This window comes from Ferrovibrio sp. MS7 (assembly GCF_038404985.1).
GTDB classification, from domain to species: domain Bacteria; phylum Pseudomonadota; class Alphaproteobacteria; order Ferrovibrionales; family Ferrovibrionaceae; genus Ferrovibrio; species Ferrovibrio plantarum.
On the sequence record NZ_JBBKBA010000002.1, the window covers coordinates 141489 to 158605 of the forward strand.

Sequence of the window (17117 nt, forward strand, 5' to 3'; positions counted from 1 at the left end):
CTAGTCGAGATTAAGCCGCGCGGCGGCCTGGGCAGCTAGGTCGCCGCTTTTTTGTCCGGCATCGAGATGCAGCCAGTCGGCGGGCGGCTCGATCGCTTCGGCCTGGAAACGCACCACGTCCGGGGTCGCATCCGAGGCATCGCCGCGTCGTGCCGCCACGCGCTGGCAGAGCAGATCGGTGCCGCCTTCCAGCCACAGGCCGCGGAACACGGCATTGCAGTGCAAGGCCAGCTTGGCCGCTGCATCGCGTTCGCCCGGCTTGCCGAATACCGCGTCCAGGATCACCGGCACACCGGCTGCAAGCAATTGATGGGCATGTTCCAGCAAGGCGGCATAAACCCGCATGCTGGCCTGCGGCGTGTAGCTTTCCGGCGGCAGGCGCGTACCGGCCGCAACACCTGCCAGCCGCTTGCGCAGCACATCGGAGCGTAGCACCACGGCGCCGCAGACCGCGTCGAAGCGCGGCGCCAGCGCGCGGGCCAGCGTGGTCTTGCCGGTGCCGGAGCGGCCGCCGATGGCAAGCAGCAGCGGTGTGGCCGGGCGCAACACGCGCCGCGCCAGCGCCAGGTAGCGCCGCGCTTCCGGCCATTGCTGCGGCTGCAGCCCGGCGACATGGGCGCGGATCGCGGCACGCAGCGAAATATAAAGTGGCAGCAGTGGCAGCGCGCCATCATCGCCGCTCTGCTCCAGGTAGCGGTTCAGCGCCCGGTTGGCGAGATCGGCGCGGTTATGCGCCAGCAGATCCATCAGCAGGAAAGCGATGTCGTACGCCGTATCGGTGCGCGCCAGCGCGGCATCGAATTCCAGGCAATCGAACAGCAAAGGCTTGCCACCCAGCAGGCAGATGTTGCGCAGATGCAGGTCACCATGGCCGTGGCGGATACGGCCCTCGGCGCCCCGGCGCGATAACGGCACGGCCAGTTGTGCCAGCGCCTCCTCGGTTTCCTGGCGCAGGTCGGCAAGGAATATCTCCGGCAGCACTTCCGGATCGAGCCGCGCAAAGCTCTCCGTGTTCATTGCCGCCACGCGCCGCGCCGCCTCCAAGGCATCGCCATCCAGCGGCGCCAGGCCAGCATGGAAACCGGCAACCGCTTCTGCCGTCGCCTCGATCAGTGCCGGAGTCAGGCGGCCCATGCCAAGCTGGCGGTCGAGCGTCGCGTCATCCGGGAAACGCCGCATCTCCACCAGCCATTCGACCGCATGGGCCGGTTCGGCATCACGCGGCGCGAGCTGCAGCCGGCCTGCCGCATCCCGGATCACGGCGCGCAGCCCGAGATAGAGATCCGGCGCGGTGCGACGATTCAGCGCCAGTTCCTGGCACGCGGCGTCGTGGCGCTGTCGCAGCGTAGAGAAATCGACATAAGGCAGATGCACCGCCCGTTTCAGCTTGAACACGCGGTCGCCGCAGAGAAAGAGCCGGGAGATATGGGTCTCGACGACACGCTCCAAGGCTGGATCGGTGAACAGCAGGTCGAGATCGGACGGGTTCGGCTGGATGCGCATGCGGCCATCCTACGCCCCGAAAATGACCCCGCCTTGACCCAGAGCAAAAGCCGGGGCCAAGGCGGGGCGGGTTATGGGGTTACGAGAGAGGCGGTCGGCGGCCGCTCAGCAGGCTCATCACCAAGGTAATGAAAAAGATTACCAGGAAGATGAAGAACAGGATCTGGGCGATGCTGGAAGCAGCGGCGGCGATGCCGCCGAAGCCGAACAGGGCGGCCACCATGGCCAGAACGAAGAATACAACGGCCCAATACAGCATGATCTTTCTCCTTGTTTCAGGAAACGACCAGGCCATCGGAACGGGGTAATGGGGCAAGGGTGCGGGCAAAACAGGGCATTTCCGCCGCAAAGGTTAACTCAGGCGGCCGTGTTTCACGTGAAACACCCAGGGAACAATCATCCTGTTTCACGTGAAACAGGATGGGAACACTATTTTTAGCGTTTCACCGCCACCATGAGGTAGTTCACATCGGTATCGCGGCTTATTGTCCAGCGTTCCGACAGAGGCGCATAGCTGGCGCCGGCGACCTGGGTGACGCTGAGCGAGGCATCGCGCAGCAGCTTGGCCAGCTCATGAGGTTTTAGGAATTTTTTCCAATCATGGGTGCCGGCAGGCAGCCAGCGCAGGATATATTCGGCGCCGACGATGGCGAGCGCATAGGCCTTGGGGGTGCGGTTCAGCGTCGCCGCGACCAATATCCCGCCCGGATACCCGGCAGATGGGGGCTTCAGCATCTGGCCGAGTGCACGGCAGAAACCCGCCGGATCGGCGACATGTTCCACGACTTCCAAGGCCATGATGACATCGAAGCGCTCGCCCGCCGCCACCAGTTCCTCGGCTGCCGTGCAGCGGTAATCGATTTCCAGGCCGGATTCGGCGGCATGATGCCGGGCAACGCCGATATTCTTTTCCGAGGCATCAACGCCGATCACGCTGGCACCCAGCCGGGCCATGGGTTCCGAGACCAGGCCGCCGCCGCAGCCGATATCCAGCAGCCGCAGGCCGGCAAGCGGTGAGTCGCTGAGGGGATCGCGGCCGAAATGCCCGGCCACCGCATCGCGCACGAAGCCAAGCCGCACCGGATTGAACTTGTGCAGCGGGCGGAAACTTCCCACTGGATTCCACCACTCGGCAGAAAGCGCGGAAAACCGCTCTATTTCGGCTGGATCGACACTGGCGGCCTGGACACTCATGCTGGCAACTTTATCTCGCCTCTCGGCTTGCTTAAACAGACGGCGCAAGCGTATTAATACGCGCCTTTTTCCGGCCCCTTCCCGTCTCCGTTTACGCTGCCCTTTCAGGGGCTTCGGCGCGGCGGCGGACGGGCCAGCCGGTGGGAGGGGAAGTCTATAACGGAACAAGACACGGGACGAGCCGCATGGCGCGCTTGGTGATGAAATTCGGCGGCACTTCGGTCGGCTCGGTGGAGCGGATCAAGAATGTCGCGCAAAAGGTGAAGCGCGAAGTCGAGGCCGGCCACCAGGTCGCGGTGGTGGTCTCCGCCATGTCGGGCGAAACCAACAAGCTGGTCGATCTGTGCAAAGCCATCGACCCGGTGCATGACCAGCGCGAATACGACGTGGTGGTGGCTTCCGGCGAGCAGGTGACGACCGGCCTCTTGAGCATCGCGCTGCAGGCGGTGGGCGTGAAGGCGCGCTCCTGGCAGGGCTGGCAGATTCCGATCCGCACCAATGCCATGCATGGCCGGGCGCGCATCGAGAGCATCGAGGGCGAGCGCCTGCTGGCCGATATGGCCGGCGGCACCGTGGCCGTGGTGGCCGGTTTCCAGGGCATGGGCCCGGAAGACCGCATCGCCACCCTGGGCCGGGGCGGCTCGGATACCTCGGCGGTGGCGCTGGCCGCCGCTTTGCAGGCCGACCGCTGCGATATCTATACCGACGTGGACGGGGTCTATACCGCCGATCCGCGCATCGTGAAAAAAGCGCGCAAACTCGATAAGATCACCTACGAGGAGATGCTGGAGCTGGCGTCGCTGGGCGCCAAGGTGCTGCAGACCCGCTCGGTCGAGATGGCGATGAACCATCGGGTACGCACGCAGGTTCTGTCGAGCTTTGCCGATCAGCCCGGCACGCTCGTTGTGGATGAGGAAGAGATCGTGGAAAAGCAGATCGTATCGGGCGTCACCTATTCTGCCGACGAGGCCAAGATCACGCTGATCGGCGTGGCCGACCGGCCGGGCATCGCGGCTTCCATTTTCGGCCCGCTGTCGGATGCCGGCATCAATGTCGACATGATCGTGCAGAACATCTCGGAAGACGGCAAGAAAACCGACATGACCTTCACGCTCGGCCGTGCCGATCTCGACCGCGCCGTGGCGCAGCTTGAGAAGATGAAGGGCCAGCTCGACTGGGCCAAGCTGGTGCCGGACAAGAACGTGGTGAAGGTGAGCGTGGTGGGCGTGGGCATGCGCAGCCATGCCGGCGTGGCGCATACGATGTTCAAGGCCCTGGCCGACAAGGGCATCAACATCCAGGCGATCACCACATCTGAAATCAAGGTCAGCGTGCTGCTCGCCGCCGACTATACGGAACTGGCGGTGCGCTCGCTGCACACCGCTTTCGGTCTCGACGCCGAGTAATATCGCGCCGAGCCATGCAGGGGGCTAGATGTATTTTGGGGGCGACGCCAGGCCGAGCGGAGTGATCCGGACGGGCGATCAGGACCGGGGAGACCCGGCATGATCGCGCGCGCTCCATCGCCCGGCCCGCGCGGCCTGCTGCGCCGCCTCCGCGAGATCATGGCGGAGGCCGGCAGCGTCGACGAACGCCTTGCCCGCGTGGTGCGCTCCATCGCCGCCAACATGGTGGCGGAAGTCTGCTCGGTCTACCTGCTGCGCAACGACGAGCTGGAACTCTACGCCACCGAAGGTCTGAACCCGGAAGCGATCCACAAGACGCGGCTGAAGGTCGGCGAAGGCCTGGTCGGCGACATTGCCGCCCATGCCCGCCCGCTGGCGCTGGCGGACGCGCAGAACCACCCACAATTCGCCTACAAGCCGGAAACCGGCGAAGAGATCTACCATTCGCTGCTCGGCGTGCCGCTGCAGCGTGATGCCCGCGTGATCGGCGTGCTGGTGGTGCAGAACAAGACCCGCACCCAGTATTCTGAAGAGGAAGTCGAAGTCCTCGAAACCATCTCCATGGTGCTGGCCGAGATGGTGGCCTCGGGCCAGCTTATCGGCGCCGAGGATGTGGCCGCCGTGGCGCGGGCGCCGTCGCTGCCCTTCCGCGCCGATGGTCGCGTGCTTTCGGAAGGTCTCGCCATCGGCCAGGCGGTGCTGCACGAGCCGCGCATCCAGATCACCAAGACCATCGCCGACGACATTCCGCTGGAAAAGAGCCGACTGGATGCCGCCGTTGCCTCGATGCGAGATCAGGTGAACCAGATGCTCGACGCGCCCGACGACGATATCGTCGGAGAGAGCCGCGACGTGCTGGAAACCTACAAGATGTTCGCGCATGACACCGGCTGGCTCGCCAAGCTGCATGGCGCGGTGGAATCCGGGCTTACCGCCGAGGCGGCGGTGCTGCGCGTGCAGGGCGACACGCGCCACCGCATGCAGGCGATCACCGATCCCTACCTGCGCGAACGCCTGGCCGATCTCGACGATCTCGCCAACCGCCTGCTGCTACATCTTTCCGGCAAGACCGCCCGCACGGTGGCGGAAAACCTGCCCGATAACGCCATCCTGTTCGCCAAGGCGATGGGCCCGGCCGAACTGCTGGATTATGACCGCCGCCGACTACAGGCGCTGGTGCTGGAGGAGGGCTCGGCGGCGAGCCATGTCGCCATCGTGGCGCGCGCCCTCGGCATCCCGGTGATCGGCGGCATCGGCGGCGCCATCGCCCGCGTCGAGCCCGGCGATCAGGTGGTGGTGGATGGCGACCACGCGCAGATTTTCGTGCGTCCTGGCCCCGATGTGGTGCGCGCCTTCGAGCAGAGCCTGCATCTGCGCCAGGCGCGATTGGCGAAATACGCCGCGCAGCGCGACGAGCCGCCGATCACCCGCGACGGCAAGCGCATCGCGCTGCTGGTCAATGCCGGCCTGCTGATCGATCTGGCGCATCTGGACGAGACCAATGCCGATGGCATCGGCCTCTACCGTACCGAATTGCAGTTCCTGGTGCGCCCGACCATGCCGAAGGCCGATGCGCAGCAGCAGATTTACCGCCGCGTGATCGAGCATGCCGGCGAACGCCCGGTGGTGTTCCGCACGCTCGATGTCGGCGGCGACAAGGTGCTACCCTATCTCGCCAAGCACCCGGAAGAAAACCCGGCCATGGGTTGGCGTGCCATCCGCATTTCGCTGGACCGTCCGGCTTTGCTGAAAGTGCAGCTCCGCGCCATGCTGCAGGCAGCGGAAGGCCATGTGCTGCATGTGATGTTCCCGATGATCGCCGAGGTGGACGAGTTCCGCCGCGCGCGCAAGATGCTGGACCGCGAGGTGGCGCGGCTGAAGGCGCTGAAGCGGCCGATGCCGCGCGATGTGAAGGTCGGCACCATGCTGGAAGTGCCGGCTTTGGCCTGGCAGTTGCCGGCCCTGCTGCCGCTGGTCGATTTCGTCTCGGTCGGTTCCAACGATCTGATGCAGTTCCTGTTCGCCACCGACCGCGGCAATCCGCGCATGGTGGATCGCTACGATCCGTTGAGCCCGAGCATGGTCAGCTTCCTGCGCTGGGTGGTGCAGCAATGCAAAACGTATGAGAAGCCGCTCACCATGTGCGGCGAGATGGGCAGCCGGCCTTTGGAAGCAATGGCGCTGCTCGGTCTTGGCTTCGAACGCCTCTCCATGCCAGCCAATGCGATTGGCCCGGTGAAGGAAATGCTCCGTAGCCTGGATGTTCTCTCGCTTGCGGAATTTTTGGAGGGCCTCTACTATCTCCCCGACCACAGCCTGCGTGCACGATTAGAAGAATTTGCGCGCGAAAACGGTGTGATAGTTTAAATAATCCGCCCCGCTATTGGCAGTTGTGAATCGAGCCGAAAGTTTTCTTTTCGTTCGATTGAGTCGGGCCGTTTCACTGAAATCGGGCCACTTGCCGAAGCATGGCGCTGTAGAGTTAGGCGGTAGAGTTCAGTGTTGCGCAAGGGGATCAAGCCGGTCATGAGCGCAGAAGCCGGAGACAAGCCGGCCGCTTCTATCGCTGGGCCCTACGAGGGCGTCGGCCACAGCCTGAAGATCGTGCGCGAGCGACAGGGATTGTCACTCGTCGATGTAGCCGCGCGCACCCGCATCCGTCGCCAGCATCTTGATGCCATCGAAGGTGGCCGCTTCACCGAACTGCCCGGCCCGATCTATATCACCGGCTTCCTGCGCACCTATGCCGAAACGCTCGGCCTCGAGCCTGAGCAGGTGGTGCAGAATTTCCAGTCCGAAAGCGATATCGCGCGCCAGCGCAAGGAACTGGTTTTTCCAATGCCGCGCCCGGAACAGCGCACCCCGCGCCTGCTGCTGGTGCTGCTGGCCCTGGCTGTCGCCGCCGGCGCCTATGCGGTGTGGTATCGCTATCAGGAAACCTTCCGCAGCGGCGCCGAATTGGTGAAGGCGGTGCCCGGCCGCCTGGCCGATCTGGTGCCGCCGCCGACACCGATCATGGCGGCGCCGCGTCCGGCCATGCCGCCGGTGGCCCCGATCGACGCGCCCCCGACGACATCATCCAGCCCAACGGCGCCTGCCGCCACCGCGCAGCCTGCTGCCGTGGCTTCCGTCGCGCCGCTGCCTGTGCCGCCCCCCAAATCGCCGGCACCGGCAACCTCTCAACCCATGCCCTCGTCGCAGCCAGCAGCCGCCGCAACCGTGCCGCCTGCGCCACCGGTTCCGCCTGTTGCGGCCCCCGCCCCTGTGGTGGCCGCCACGAGCCCAACTCCGGCAACAGCCCCGGCCACGCCGCCTGCTACAGGCGCCAGCACCATACGGTTCGGCAGCGATCCTGGCCGCGTGGTGATCCGGGCCGAAGCGCAAAGCTGGGTGCAGGTGCGCGGGCCGAATAACGAGCCGCTGTTTACCCGGCTGATGGCGCCGGGCGAAACCTATGCCGTGCCGGGCCGCGAGGGCCTGACGCTGGCCACCGGGAATGCAGGCGGCATCCTGTTGACGCTGGATGGCAAAGCCCTGCCGCGCTTAGGGGATACCGGCGAGGTGAAACGCGGCGTAACCCTGGATGCGGACGGCCTGAAAACCGCCCTGAAAGTCGAGTAGGCGCTCTTGCGAGCGGCGCCCAAAGGCGCCATCTTACGCCCCATTATGAGCATCCGCCCCTATCGCGATATCCAGCGGCGCAAGTCGCGGCAGATTTTCGTCGGCAAGGTGCCGGTGGGCGGCGACGCGCCGATCACCGTGCAGACCATGACGAACACGCTGACCAGCGACGTCAAGGCGACGGTGGAACAGATCCGACGCTGCGAGGAAGCCGGCGCCGATATCGTGCGCGTCTCCTGCCCCGACGAAGCCTCGACGGCGGCGCTGAAGGAGATCGTGCGCCAGGCCCGGGTGCCGATCGTCGCCGACATCCATTTCCACTACAAGCGCGCTATCGAGGCGGCCGAAGCCGGCGCCGCCTGCCTGCGCATCAATCCGGGCAATATCGGCTCGGCCGAGCGCGTGCGCGAAGTGGTGAAGGCTGCCAAGGACCACGGCTGCTCCATGCGCATCGGCGTCAATGCCGGCTCGCTGGAAAAGCACCTGCTGGAAAAGTATGGCGAGCCCTGCCCGGAAGCCATGGTGGAAAGCGCCATGGACCATGCGCGCATCCTGGAAGACCATGACTTCCGCGAATTCAAGATCAGCGTGAAGGCAAGCGACGTGTTCCTCGCTGTCGCCGCCTATCAGGGCCTGGCGGAAGCCTGCGACTATCCGCTGCATATTGGCATCACCGAGGCCGGCGGCCAGCGTATCGGCACGGTGAAATCCTCCATCGGGCTGGGCATGCTGCTGTGGTCCGGCATCGGCGACACGCTGCGCGTTTCGCTCTCGGCGGCGCCGGAGGAAGAGGTCAAGGTCGGCTTCGACATGCTGAAGTCGATGAACCTGCGTCATCGCGGCGTCAACGTCATCTCCTGCCCGTCCTGCGCGCGGCAGCAATTCGACGTCATCAAGACCGTGGAAGTGCTGGAACAGCGCCTGGCGCATATCACCACGCCGATGACCTTGAGCGTGATCGGCTGCGTGGTGAACGGCCCTGGCGAGGCGCGTGAAACCGATATCGGCTTCACCGGCGGCGGCAAGGGCTCGCATCAGGTCTATCTCGCCGGCCAGCCGGCGCACCGGCTGCAGAACGAAGATATCGTGCAGCATCTTGTGCGCCTGGTCGAGGCCAAGGCGCGCGAAATAGAGGCCGCGAAGGCCGACAAGGACACGGCCGCCGACGCGGCTGATTAGCTATCAATCCGTTTTACCCAAGGAGCGACCCGTGGCCCAGTTCCAGCCCGTGCGCGGCACCCATGATCTTCTGCCCGATGACTATGCCCGCTTCCGCAGCGTAGTCGATACCGCGCGGCTCGCGGCCAGCCTCTATGGCTACCGCGAGATGGCGACGCCGATCTTCGAATTCACCGATGTCTTCGCCCGCTCGATGGGCGAGACCTCGGATGCCGTGTCGAAGGAGATGTATGCCATCAACGACCGCGGCGGCGAGAATCTGGCGCTGCGCCCGGAATACACCGCCGGCATCTGCCGCGCCTTCATCTCCAATGGCCTGCAGCAGCATGTGCCGTTCAAGGCTTTCGCCTGGGGCCCGATGTTCCGCTACGAACGGCCGCAGAAGGGCCGCCAGCGCCAGTTCCACCAGATCGACGTGGAAGTGATCGGCGCCGCCGAACCGCAGGCCGATGTGGAAGTGATTTCGCTCGGTGCCGATATCCTGCGCCGCCTCGGCATCCTGGATAAATGCACCCTGCAGCTCAATACGCTGGGCGACCCGGAAAGCCGCGCCGCCTACCGCGAGGCGCTGGTGGCGTATTTCTCCGTGCACAAGGCCAGCCTGTCGGAAGACAGCCTGAAGCGGCTGGAGAAGAATCCGCTGCGCATCCTCGACTCCAAGGATGAAGGCGACCGCAAACTGGTGGCCGATGCACCGCTGATCGACAATTACCTGACCCAGGCCGCCGGCGATTTCTTCAGCGCCGTGAAGCAGGGCCTGACGCTCGCCGGTGTGCCCTTCGTGGTCGATCCCCGCCTGGTGCGCGGCCTGGATTACTACACCCACACGGCGTTCGAGTTTGTCACCACGCATCTCGGCGCCCAGGGCGCGGTGATTGCCGGCGGCCGCTATGATGGCCTGATCCAGCAGCTCGGCGGCCAGCCGACACCCGGCATCGGCTGGGCCGGCGGCATCGAGCGCCTGGTGCTGTTGAGCGATCCGCAGGTGGCGCCCGTCGAAGCCGTTGCCATCGTGCCGATTGGCGAACAGGCGGAAGCGGAAGCCGTGAAGCTTGCCGCTGAACTGCGCGCTGCGAATATCGCGGTCGAACTCGGCTACAAGGGCAATGCCGGCAAACGCATGAAGCGTGCCGACAAGCTCGGTTGCCGCTTCGCCGTGATCTTCGGCGGCGATGAACTGGCCAAGGGTGTGGTGAAGCTGAAGGACCTCAAGGCCGGCAGCGAGGCGGAAGTGCCGCGCAACGATCTGGCGTCGCGGCTGAAATAACATGGATCTCCCTGCCCTGCCCGAGGCGAAGCTCGAGAAGGTGCTCGAGCGGTTCGACCGGCTGCAATCCGAGATGGCCTCGGGCAGCGCCGGCGAAGCCTTCGTCAAGCTGTCGAAGGAATATGCCGAGCTGGAGCCGCTGGTGGAGGGTATCCGCCATTGGCAGGCGAAGCGTGCCGAACTCACCGACCTCGCGGCGATGAAGGACGATCCGTCAGCCGATGCCGAGATGCGCGAGCTGGCGGAAGCCGAGTGGAAGGATGCCCAGGCGGCGATGCCGGAGATCGAGCGCGGCCTGCTGATCCTGCTGCTGCCGAAAGACGCCGCCGACGAAAAGAACGCGATTCTCGAAGTCCGCGCCGGCACCGGCGGCGATGAGGCGGCCCTGTTCGCCGCCGAGTTGTTCGCCATGTATCGCGGCTATGCGGCGCAGAAGGGCTGGCGTTTCGAGGTGATGAGTATTGCCGATACCGAACTCGGCGGCGTGCGCGAAGCCGTGGCGGAGATTTCCGGCCGTGGCGTCTATGCACGGCTGAAATTCGAGAGCGGCGTGCATCGCGTGCAGCGCGTGCCGGCCACGGAAGCCTCCGGCCGCATTCATACCTCGGCGGCCACCGTAGCGGTGTTGCCGGAAGCCGAGGATGTGGACATCCACATCAATGAAAGCGACCTGCGCATCGATGTCTACCGCTCCTCGGGTGCCGGCGGCCAGCATGTCAACACCACGGACTCGGCGGTGCGCATCACCCATATTCCCACCGGCATCGTGGTGGCGCAGCAGACCGAGCGCAGCCAGCACAAGAACAAGGCGCAGGCGATGAAGCTGCTGCGCGCCAAGCTGTTCGAGACCGAACGCGAGAAGCTGGCGTCAGCACGTGCCGCCGACCGCAAGGGCCAGGTCGGCTCCGGCGACCGCTCGGAGCGTATCCGCACCTACAATTTCCCACAGGGGCGCGTCACCGATCACCGCATCAACCTCACGCTCTATAAGATCGACCAGATCATCACCGGCGAGGCGCTGGACGAAGTGATCGAAGCGCTGGCGGCGGAAGACCAGGCCGGGCGGCTCGCCGCCCTCAACGATTGAGCAAGATAGATACAGCCCTGCGCCAGGCCACGGCGGCATTGAAAGCCGCTGGCTGCGACAGCCCGAGGCTGGACGCGGTGCTGTTGCTGGCCGAAGCCACCGGCCTTGCGCCCGACCGCGTGCGCATCGAGACGGATCGCGACATCGCACCCGAGGCCGAAGCCCGCTTCAAAGCCTTGCTGGTGCGCCGCGCCGCACGCCAGCCAATGGCGCAGATTCTGGGCCGGCGCGAATTCTGGAGCCTGACTTTTCGCGTCACGCCCGATGTGCTGGACCCGAGACCGGACAGCGAAACCCTGGTTGCCGCCGTGCTCGAGCGCGTGGCCGATCGCCAGGCAAAATTGCGATTGCTGGATTTCGGCACCGGCTCGGGCTGCCTGCTGCTGAGCCTGTTGCATGAACTGCGCGAGGCGCACGGCCTTGGCATCGACCAGTCGGAGGCGGCACTGGTCGTGGCACGCGGCAATGCGGCGAGCCTCGGGCTTGAGGCCCGCGCCACCTTCCAGCTTGGCGACTGGGGCAGCGGCCTCGCAGGAGCTTTTGAGATCGTAATCAGCAATCCGCCATATATAGGGTCCGGCACGATTGCCGCTCTTGCACCGGAAGTTGCCCGCCATGAACCGCTCAGCGCATTGGATGGCGGGGCCGATGGTCTTGAGGCCTATCGCCGGCTGATACCCGATGCGGCAAGGCTGCTGGCCCCGGATGGCCTAGTGGCGCTGGAGATCGGCCAGGGCCAGGAAACGGCGGTGGCTGCCCTGCTGGAACGCGCCGGCTTCGGGGCGGTGGCCATGGCAGCCGACCTCGGCGGCACGATTCGGACCCTGCTGGCGCGCAAGTCCCGATAAAAAAGCCCAATTTGGCTATTGGCAGGCTGCCCATAGCCGCTTATCTTGGGGCGCAGGGGTGGTGCTGCCCCCCGGGAATGATCCTTCGACATGAACCAGCGTACTGGTATCAGCCGGCCAATTGGCTAAGCCAAGGGCCGGTCGGAGAAGGGCCGATAATCTCGGCAGCGCCACCGCTCTCTCGATACAGACTCCTAAGGCCTGACCCGCCCTGGTATCGAAGCCCCGCCGGGAATCCGCGCCTGACCGCGCGGCTGGCGGATGTATCGAAAGGCCGACCATGCCGCCAATGCGGCCTGGCTGCCCAAGCAGCAACGCCCTATGCGATCCAGAGCGAGATGATCCTGTGAATAAAAATCGTCAACGCGGTGGCCGTCCCCAAGGCCGTCGTCCCCATGGTGGTGGCGGCGGCGGCGGTGGCAACAACGGCGGCATGAACAGCAACAATGCGCACCGCAATTTCGACAGCAATGGCCCGGACGTAAAGATCCGTGGCACTGCCAGCCATATCTTCGAACGCTATTGCCAGCTCGCCCGCGACGCCAATTCCTCCGGCGACCGCGTGCAGGCGGAAAGCTTCCTGCAGCATGCGGAACACTATTACCGCATCATGCTGGCCCAAGGCGTGGCCCCGGCGCAGCGCGCCGCCAATGCCGCCAATGGCCCGCAGCAGAACGGCAATGGTAACGGCCAGCCGCACCAGCAGCAGCCGCAGCAGCAGGCTGGTGGCGCTCCCTTCTCCGAAGGCGAGCCGCAGCCCAGCCTGGAAATGGAGCTGGAGCAGGTGCTGGAAAGCGCCCCCCGCGAAGGCCAGGGCGAGACCGAGGCCCGCGAGGATGCCTCGCAGCAGCACTGATGCTTGGATATATTGAGTAGAAGCAGCCGCCGGCCTTCCAGCCGGCGGCTTTTTTCATGCCCGGCAAAAGCTGCCCCGGCCTCCCGACGCCCTGCCGCCCGGCAATTTCTGCCTAGCGAGGTCGGCATGAAATATCAAACAGAATCAATACATTGAACCTCCAAAACGGCTTGGCACGGGGTTTGCTTTTATCAGGCCAAACCGTACTACCCGCTGCCTGGAGGCAACAATGACGATCAGTGGCGCTTTGCAAACCGCGATTACCGGCCTGAACGGCCAGTCGACCGCGATTGGCTTCATCTCCGACAACGTCGCCAACGCGACCACCAATGGCTACAAGAAGGTGGAATCGCGCTTCGCCACGCTGGTCACCCAGTCGTCTGCCCAGGCCAACACCCACTCGCCGGGCGGTGCGCTGAACTCTCCCTTCTTCGCCAACAATGCCCAGGGCGCCATCCAGCAGGTGAATTCCACCACCTCTGTCGCGGTGTCGGGCCAGGGCTTCATCCCGGTATCGAAGAAGACCGGCATCGACTCGAATACGGGCCTGCCGACCTTCGAAACCACTTCCTACTTCACCCGCGTGGGTGACTTCATCCAGAACGAGGATGGCTACCTGGTCAATTCCTCGGGCTACTTCCTGCGCGGCTTCGCCATCACCGAGGATCCGACTACCGGTGCGCTGACCACCTCTGCGACGCCGACCGAGGTGCGCGTCTCCAACCTGCTCGACAGCCCGGTGGCCACCACCTCGGTGGAATACTCGGCCAACCTGCCCTCCAACGTGCTGGACTCCACCGGCGCGCTGCCGGTGACGTTGCCGACCAGCTCGATCCAGATCTTTGACGCACTCGGCAACCCGCAGACGCTGGAACTGGACTGGACCCGCACCGCCACCAATAGCTGGGACCTGACGGTCAACGCCGCCAACTCCACGCCGGCTACCTATGGCCCGATCACCGTGACCTTCGGCGGCACCATCGGCGCCACCACCGTGACCCCCGGCACCATCTCCGACATGACCACCGCTGACGGCAACATCACCCTGGTGGCCCCGGCCGCCGTGGGCGACAATGCCAACTTCACCCTGGCGATGGATTTCGGCTCCGGCGCCCAGGCGGTCGGCATCGACTTCGGTTCCTATGGCGAAACCATCGGCACCACGCAGTTCGCCGGCACCACCCTGAGCCTGAACGACTTCAGCCAGAACGGCGTGCCGCGCGGCAACTTCAAGAGCCTGGCGATCGACAATAACGGCCAGGTCTCGGTGACCTTCGACAACGGCAACGTGAAGCCCTTCTACCAGCTTCAGCTCGCCAAGTTCCGCGATCCGACCGAGCTTGACCGCGTGGATGGCAACGCCTTCCTCGAAACCCCCGGTTCCGGTTCGCCGGTGCTGACCCAGGTGGGCGGCTCTGGCGTCGGCAATCTGGTTTCCGCCGCCATCGAACAGTCCAACGTCGATATCGCGGAGGAATTCTCCAAGATGATCGTTGCCCAGCGCGCCTACTCGGCCAACGCCCGCCTGATCACGGTGGCCGACGAACTGCTGCAGGAAACGATCAATATCCGCCGCTAATTCCGTACCGGGGGCGGCCCAGAACGGGCCGTCCGCTTAAGGAAGGAACTCCACCATGTCGCTCACCGCCGCCCTGTCCTCTTCTGTCGCCGCCCTTGGCACCCTGCAGCAGCAGACCCGTCTGCTGTCGGCAAACGTCGCCAACGCGCAGAACCCGGACTACACGCGCAAGGTGGCGACGCTGACCACGCCGGCCATCGATGGCCTGCCGGGCTCGCCGCTGATCTCGCAGATCAGCCGCGTCGCGGCGCCGGAAGTGCAGCAGGATCTCTACACCGCCCGCGCCGATTACGGCCGCACCGGTACGCAGAAGACGCTGACCGCCGATCTGGCGGAAATCCTCGATGCCACCATCACCACCGGCGAACAGCCGGCGATGGCGCGTCTGTTGTCGCAATTCGAGGCTGCCTGGAAGAACCTGGAAGCCAATCCGGAAAATTCCGACCTTGCCAACGAAGTAATCCGCCGCGGCCAGGATGTGGCGGTGTACATCAATCAGCTCAACGCCAAGCAGACCCAGCTCCGCACCCGCGCCGATGACGCGGTGCAGACCTCGGTCAACACGCTGAACGATGCCTCGGTGCAGATCCAGAAGCTGAACGTGCAGATCGCCTCGGCGCTCGGTTCGGGCCAGCCGACCGGCGACCTGGAAGACCTGCGCGACAAGGAAGTGTCGCGCATCGCCGAACTGGTCAGCATCCGCACGCTGACCAATGATCGCGGCGAGATGACGGTTTATACCGAAGCCGGCGTGCAGATCACCGGCACCATCGCGCAGCAATTCACCTACACGCCCTCCTCCACCGGCTCGGCCGGCACCATCACCTATCAGGGCGCCACCACCTCGCTGAACGGCGGCTTCCTCAACGGCTCGATCCGCGCCGCGCTGGATTATCTCGATCCGAGCACGACGGCGGTCAGCTCCAGCGATCCCAATCTCGGCACGCTGGCCAAGTATGTGAACCAGCTTGATGCGATCGCCTACAACCTGGTGACCATCGTTAACAACGCCTACAACGCGGCGGAAGCCGCCATACCGGCACCCGTGCCGCCGGAAGGCACCGACTTCTTCACCTTCGGCGGCCTGACCAGCCAGGAAGCCCAGGGCATCGCGGTGAACGCGAACCTGCTGAACGGCACCGAAAGCCTGAAGGTGCTGGCCGCCGGCGACGTGCAGCAGGCGATGCGCAACACGCAGATCAGCGCCGCCGACGTCAACCGCCTCGGCGCCGAGAGCAACGGCCTGACCACCGGCAACCTCACCATCTTCGGCCTGGTCGACAATGTGCTGGCCTATCACGCGCGCAATGCCGCCGTGAATGCCGAAAATTCCGACAGCGCCGAGCAGATCCAGCACACGATGGATCAGAAGCTGCGCAACCTCACCGGCGTCGATATTGATACCGAACTCGCCAATTTGCAGATCCTGCAGAACAATTATGCCGCCATGGCCAACGTGCTGAACAACATCACCCAGATGTTCGACACGCTGGTCAATATCGGGAGGTAATCATGGTCGCTATCACTGGCTCCACCCAATTTGCCCGCATCCTCGACCAGACCCGCCTGATCCGGAACCTGAACCAGGAACTTACCAATCAGCAGGCTCAGTTTTCCTCTGGCCGCATCCTTGGCGGTCTGGTCGGCGTTTCCACTCGCGCGCAGGAACTCGGCGATCTCAAGGCGGAATTGCAGAGCGCCAACGCCTACAAGAGCGCCGTCACCACGGCGCAGAACCGCGTGCGCCTCTACTCCATCACCATGGAGCAGCTCATCGAGGTGGCTACCGAGGCGCAGGATCTGATGATCAAGAACCGCGATTCGTTCTTTGCCTCGACCTCGGCGCCAACAGCGCAGATCAACGTGCTGCTCGACCGCGTCGGCACCTTCCTGCAGACCAAGGACAGCGAACGCTACCTCTTCGCCGGCCGCAATTATGGCACCAACCCGGTGCTGTCGCCGCTTTCCAACGTGGTCGCCGACAGCCCGGCGGGCGCCGTGCCGCCGGCCCTCACGGTATCGAATGAAGGCAGCGGCGTCGGCGGCCAGCCCCTGTGGCTGAACGTCACCAACACCGACGAACTGGACAACTACTATTTCGACACGACAGGCACCAACGGTGCCCCGGAAGACAACTTCATCTCGGTCTATGCCGACGACAACGAGCGTGTGCAGTATGGCATCAGCGCCACCGATCCCGGCATCCAGCAGCTTGTCGACTCCCTGACCCGCTTCCGCTCGGCGATCCAGGATATTTCGGACCCGACGCTGTATGCCCAGCGCGTCGACGACGCCCTGGCCTCGCTCCGCAGCTCGCTGCAGAGCCTCAAGACCACCGCCTCGACCAACGGCCATACCGAGCAGCGCCTGGTGGAACTGCAGGCCCGCCATGACCGTTCCGTCGATGTGCTGAAAAAGCGCATCGGCAGCATCGAGGATGCCGACCCGGCCGAGACCGCCACCCTGATCAAGGCGCTGCAGACCTCGCTGGAAGCCACCTACACCATCACCCGCGACACCCTGCAGCTCTCGCTGGTGAATTACCTGCGGTAAGCGGGGCTTTCAGACGGTTGCACT

The 17117-nt window shown here is 64.8% G+C and carries 14 protein-coding genes; 11 read left to right on the forward strand and 3 right to left on the reverse strand.

Features of this window, described 5'->3' with window-relative positions:
- From V6B08_RS13995 to ubiG, 3 genes are all read right to left on the reverse strand, one after another.
- Window positions 1-1503 carry a bifunctional aminoglycoside phosphotransferase/ATP-binding protein gene (locus tag V6B08_RS13995; protein ID WP_341981904.1) on the reverse strand — a complete coding sequence of 501 codons (1503 nt, stop codon included), beginning with the start codon at window positions 1501-1503 and terminating at the stop codon, window positions 1-3.
- Window positions 1504-1582: 79 nt separating this feature from the next.
- The gene (locus tag V6B08_RS14000) at window positions 1583-1762 is read right to left on the reverse strand and encodes a DUF1328 family protein (protein ID WP_341981906.1); all 180 of its coding nucleotides are present in this window, start codon (window positions 1760-1762) and stop codon (window positions 1583-1585) included.
- Between the two features lie 176 nt (window positions 1763-1938).
- A complete protein-coding gene (ubiG, locus tag V6B08_RS14005) occupies window positions 1939-2697 on the reverse strand; it encodes a bifunctional 2-polyprenyl-6-hydroxyphenol methylase/3-demethylubiquinol 3-O-methyltransferase UbiG (protein ID WP_341981908.1) in 759 nt (252 codons plus the stop codon).
- 185 nt (window positions 2698-2882) lie between these two features.
- Between ubiG and V6B08_RS14010 the strand changes: the two genes are divergently transcribed.
- From V6B08_RS14010 to V6B08_RS14060, 11 genes are all read left to right on the forward strand, one after another.
- Window positions 2883-4103, forward strand: a complete 1221-nt coding sequence (locus V6B08_RS14010; protein WP_341981910.1) for an aspartate kinase — start codon at window positions 2883-2885, stop codon at window positions 4101-4103.
- A gap of 99 nt (window positions 4104-4202) precedes the next feature.
- Window positions 4203-6470, forward strand: coding sequence for a phosphoenolpyruvate--protein phosphotransferase (gene ptsP, locus V6B08_RS14015; protein ID WP_341981912.1), 2268 nt, complete (start codon window positions 4203-4205; stop codon window positions 6468-6470).
- Between the two features lie 159 nt (window positions 6471-6629).
- Window positions 6630-7724 carry a helix-turn-helix domain-containing protein gene (locus tag V6B08_RS14020; protein WP_341981914.1) on the forward strand — a complete coding sequence of 365 codons (1095 nt, stop codon included), beginning with the start codon at window positions 6630-6632 and terminating at the stop codon, window positions 7722-7724.
- A gap of 45 nt (window positions 7725-7769) precedes the next feature.
- Window positions 7770-8903: a flavodoxin-dependent (E)-4-hydroxy-3-methylbut-2-enyl-diphosphate synthase gene (ispG, locus tag V6B08_RS14025; RefSeq protein ID WP_341981916.1), complete on the forward strand. Its 1134-nt coding sequence runs from the start codon at window positions 7770-7772 to the stop codon at window positions 8901-8903.
- A gap of 31 nt (window positions 8904-8934) precedes the next feature.
- Window positions 8935-10170, forward strand: coding sequence for a histidine--tRNA ligase (gene hisS / locus V6B08_RS14030; RefSeq protein ID WP_341981918.1), 1236 nt, complete (start codon window positions 8935-8937; stop codon window positions 10168-10170).
- A gap of 1 nt (window position 10171) precedes the next feature.
- Window positions 10172-11257: a peptide chain release factor 1 gene (gene prfA / locus V6B08_RS14035; RefSeq protein WP_341981920.1), complete on the forward strand. Its 1086-nt coding sequence runs from the start codon at window positions 10172-10174 to the stop codon at window positions 11255-11257.
- Entirely contained in the window at window positions 11254-12105 is an 852-nt protein-coding gene (gene prmC, locus V6B08_RS14040) for a peptide chain release factor N(5)-glutamine methyltransferase (protein ID WP_341981922.1), read from the forward strand. The genes prfA and prmC overlap by 4 nt, the downstream gene beginning before the upstream one ends.
- Before the next feature lie 346 nt (window positions 12106-12451).
- Window positions 12452-12961, forward strand: coding sequence for a DUF4167 domain-containing protein (locus V6B08_RS14045; protein WP_341981924.1), 510 nt, complete (start codon window positions 12452-12454; stop codon window positions 12959-12961).
- A gap of 229 nt (window positions 12962-13190) precedes the next feature.
- Window positions 13191-14540: a flagellar hook protein FlgE gene (locus V6B08_RS14050; RefSeq protein WP_341981926.1), complete on the forward strand. Its 1350-nt coding sequence runs from the start codon at window positions 13191-13193 to the stop codon at window positions 14538-14540.
- Window positions 14541-14595: 55 nt separating this feature from the next.
- Entirely contained in the window at window positions 14596-16050 is a 1455-nt protein-coding gene (gene flgK, locus V6B08_RS14055) for a flagellar hook-associated protein FlgK (RefSeq protein ID WP_341981928.1), read from the forward strand.
- A gap of 2 nt (window positions 16051-16052) precedes the next feature.
- Window positions 16053-17093 (forward strand): flagellin family protein, encoded by a 1041-nt coding sequence (locus tag V6B08_RS14060; RefSeq protein ID WP_341981930.1) that lies wholly within the window; start codon window positions 16053-16055, stop codon window positions 17091-17093.
- The last annotated feature ends 24 nt before the right edge of the window (window positions 17094-17117 follow it).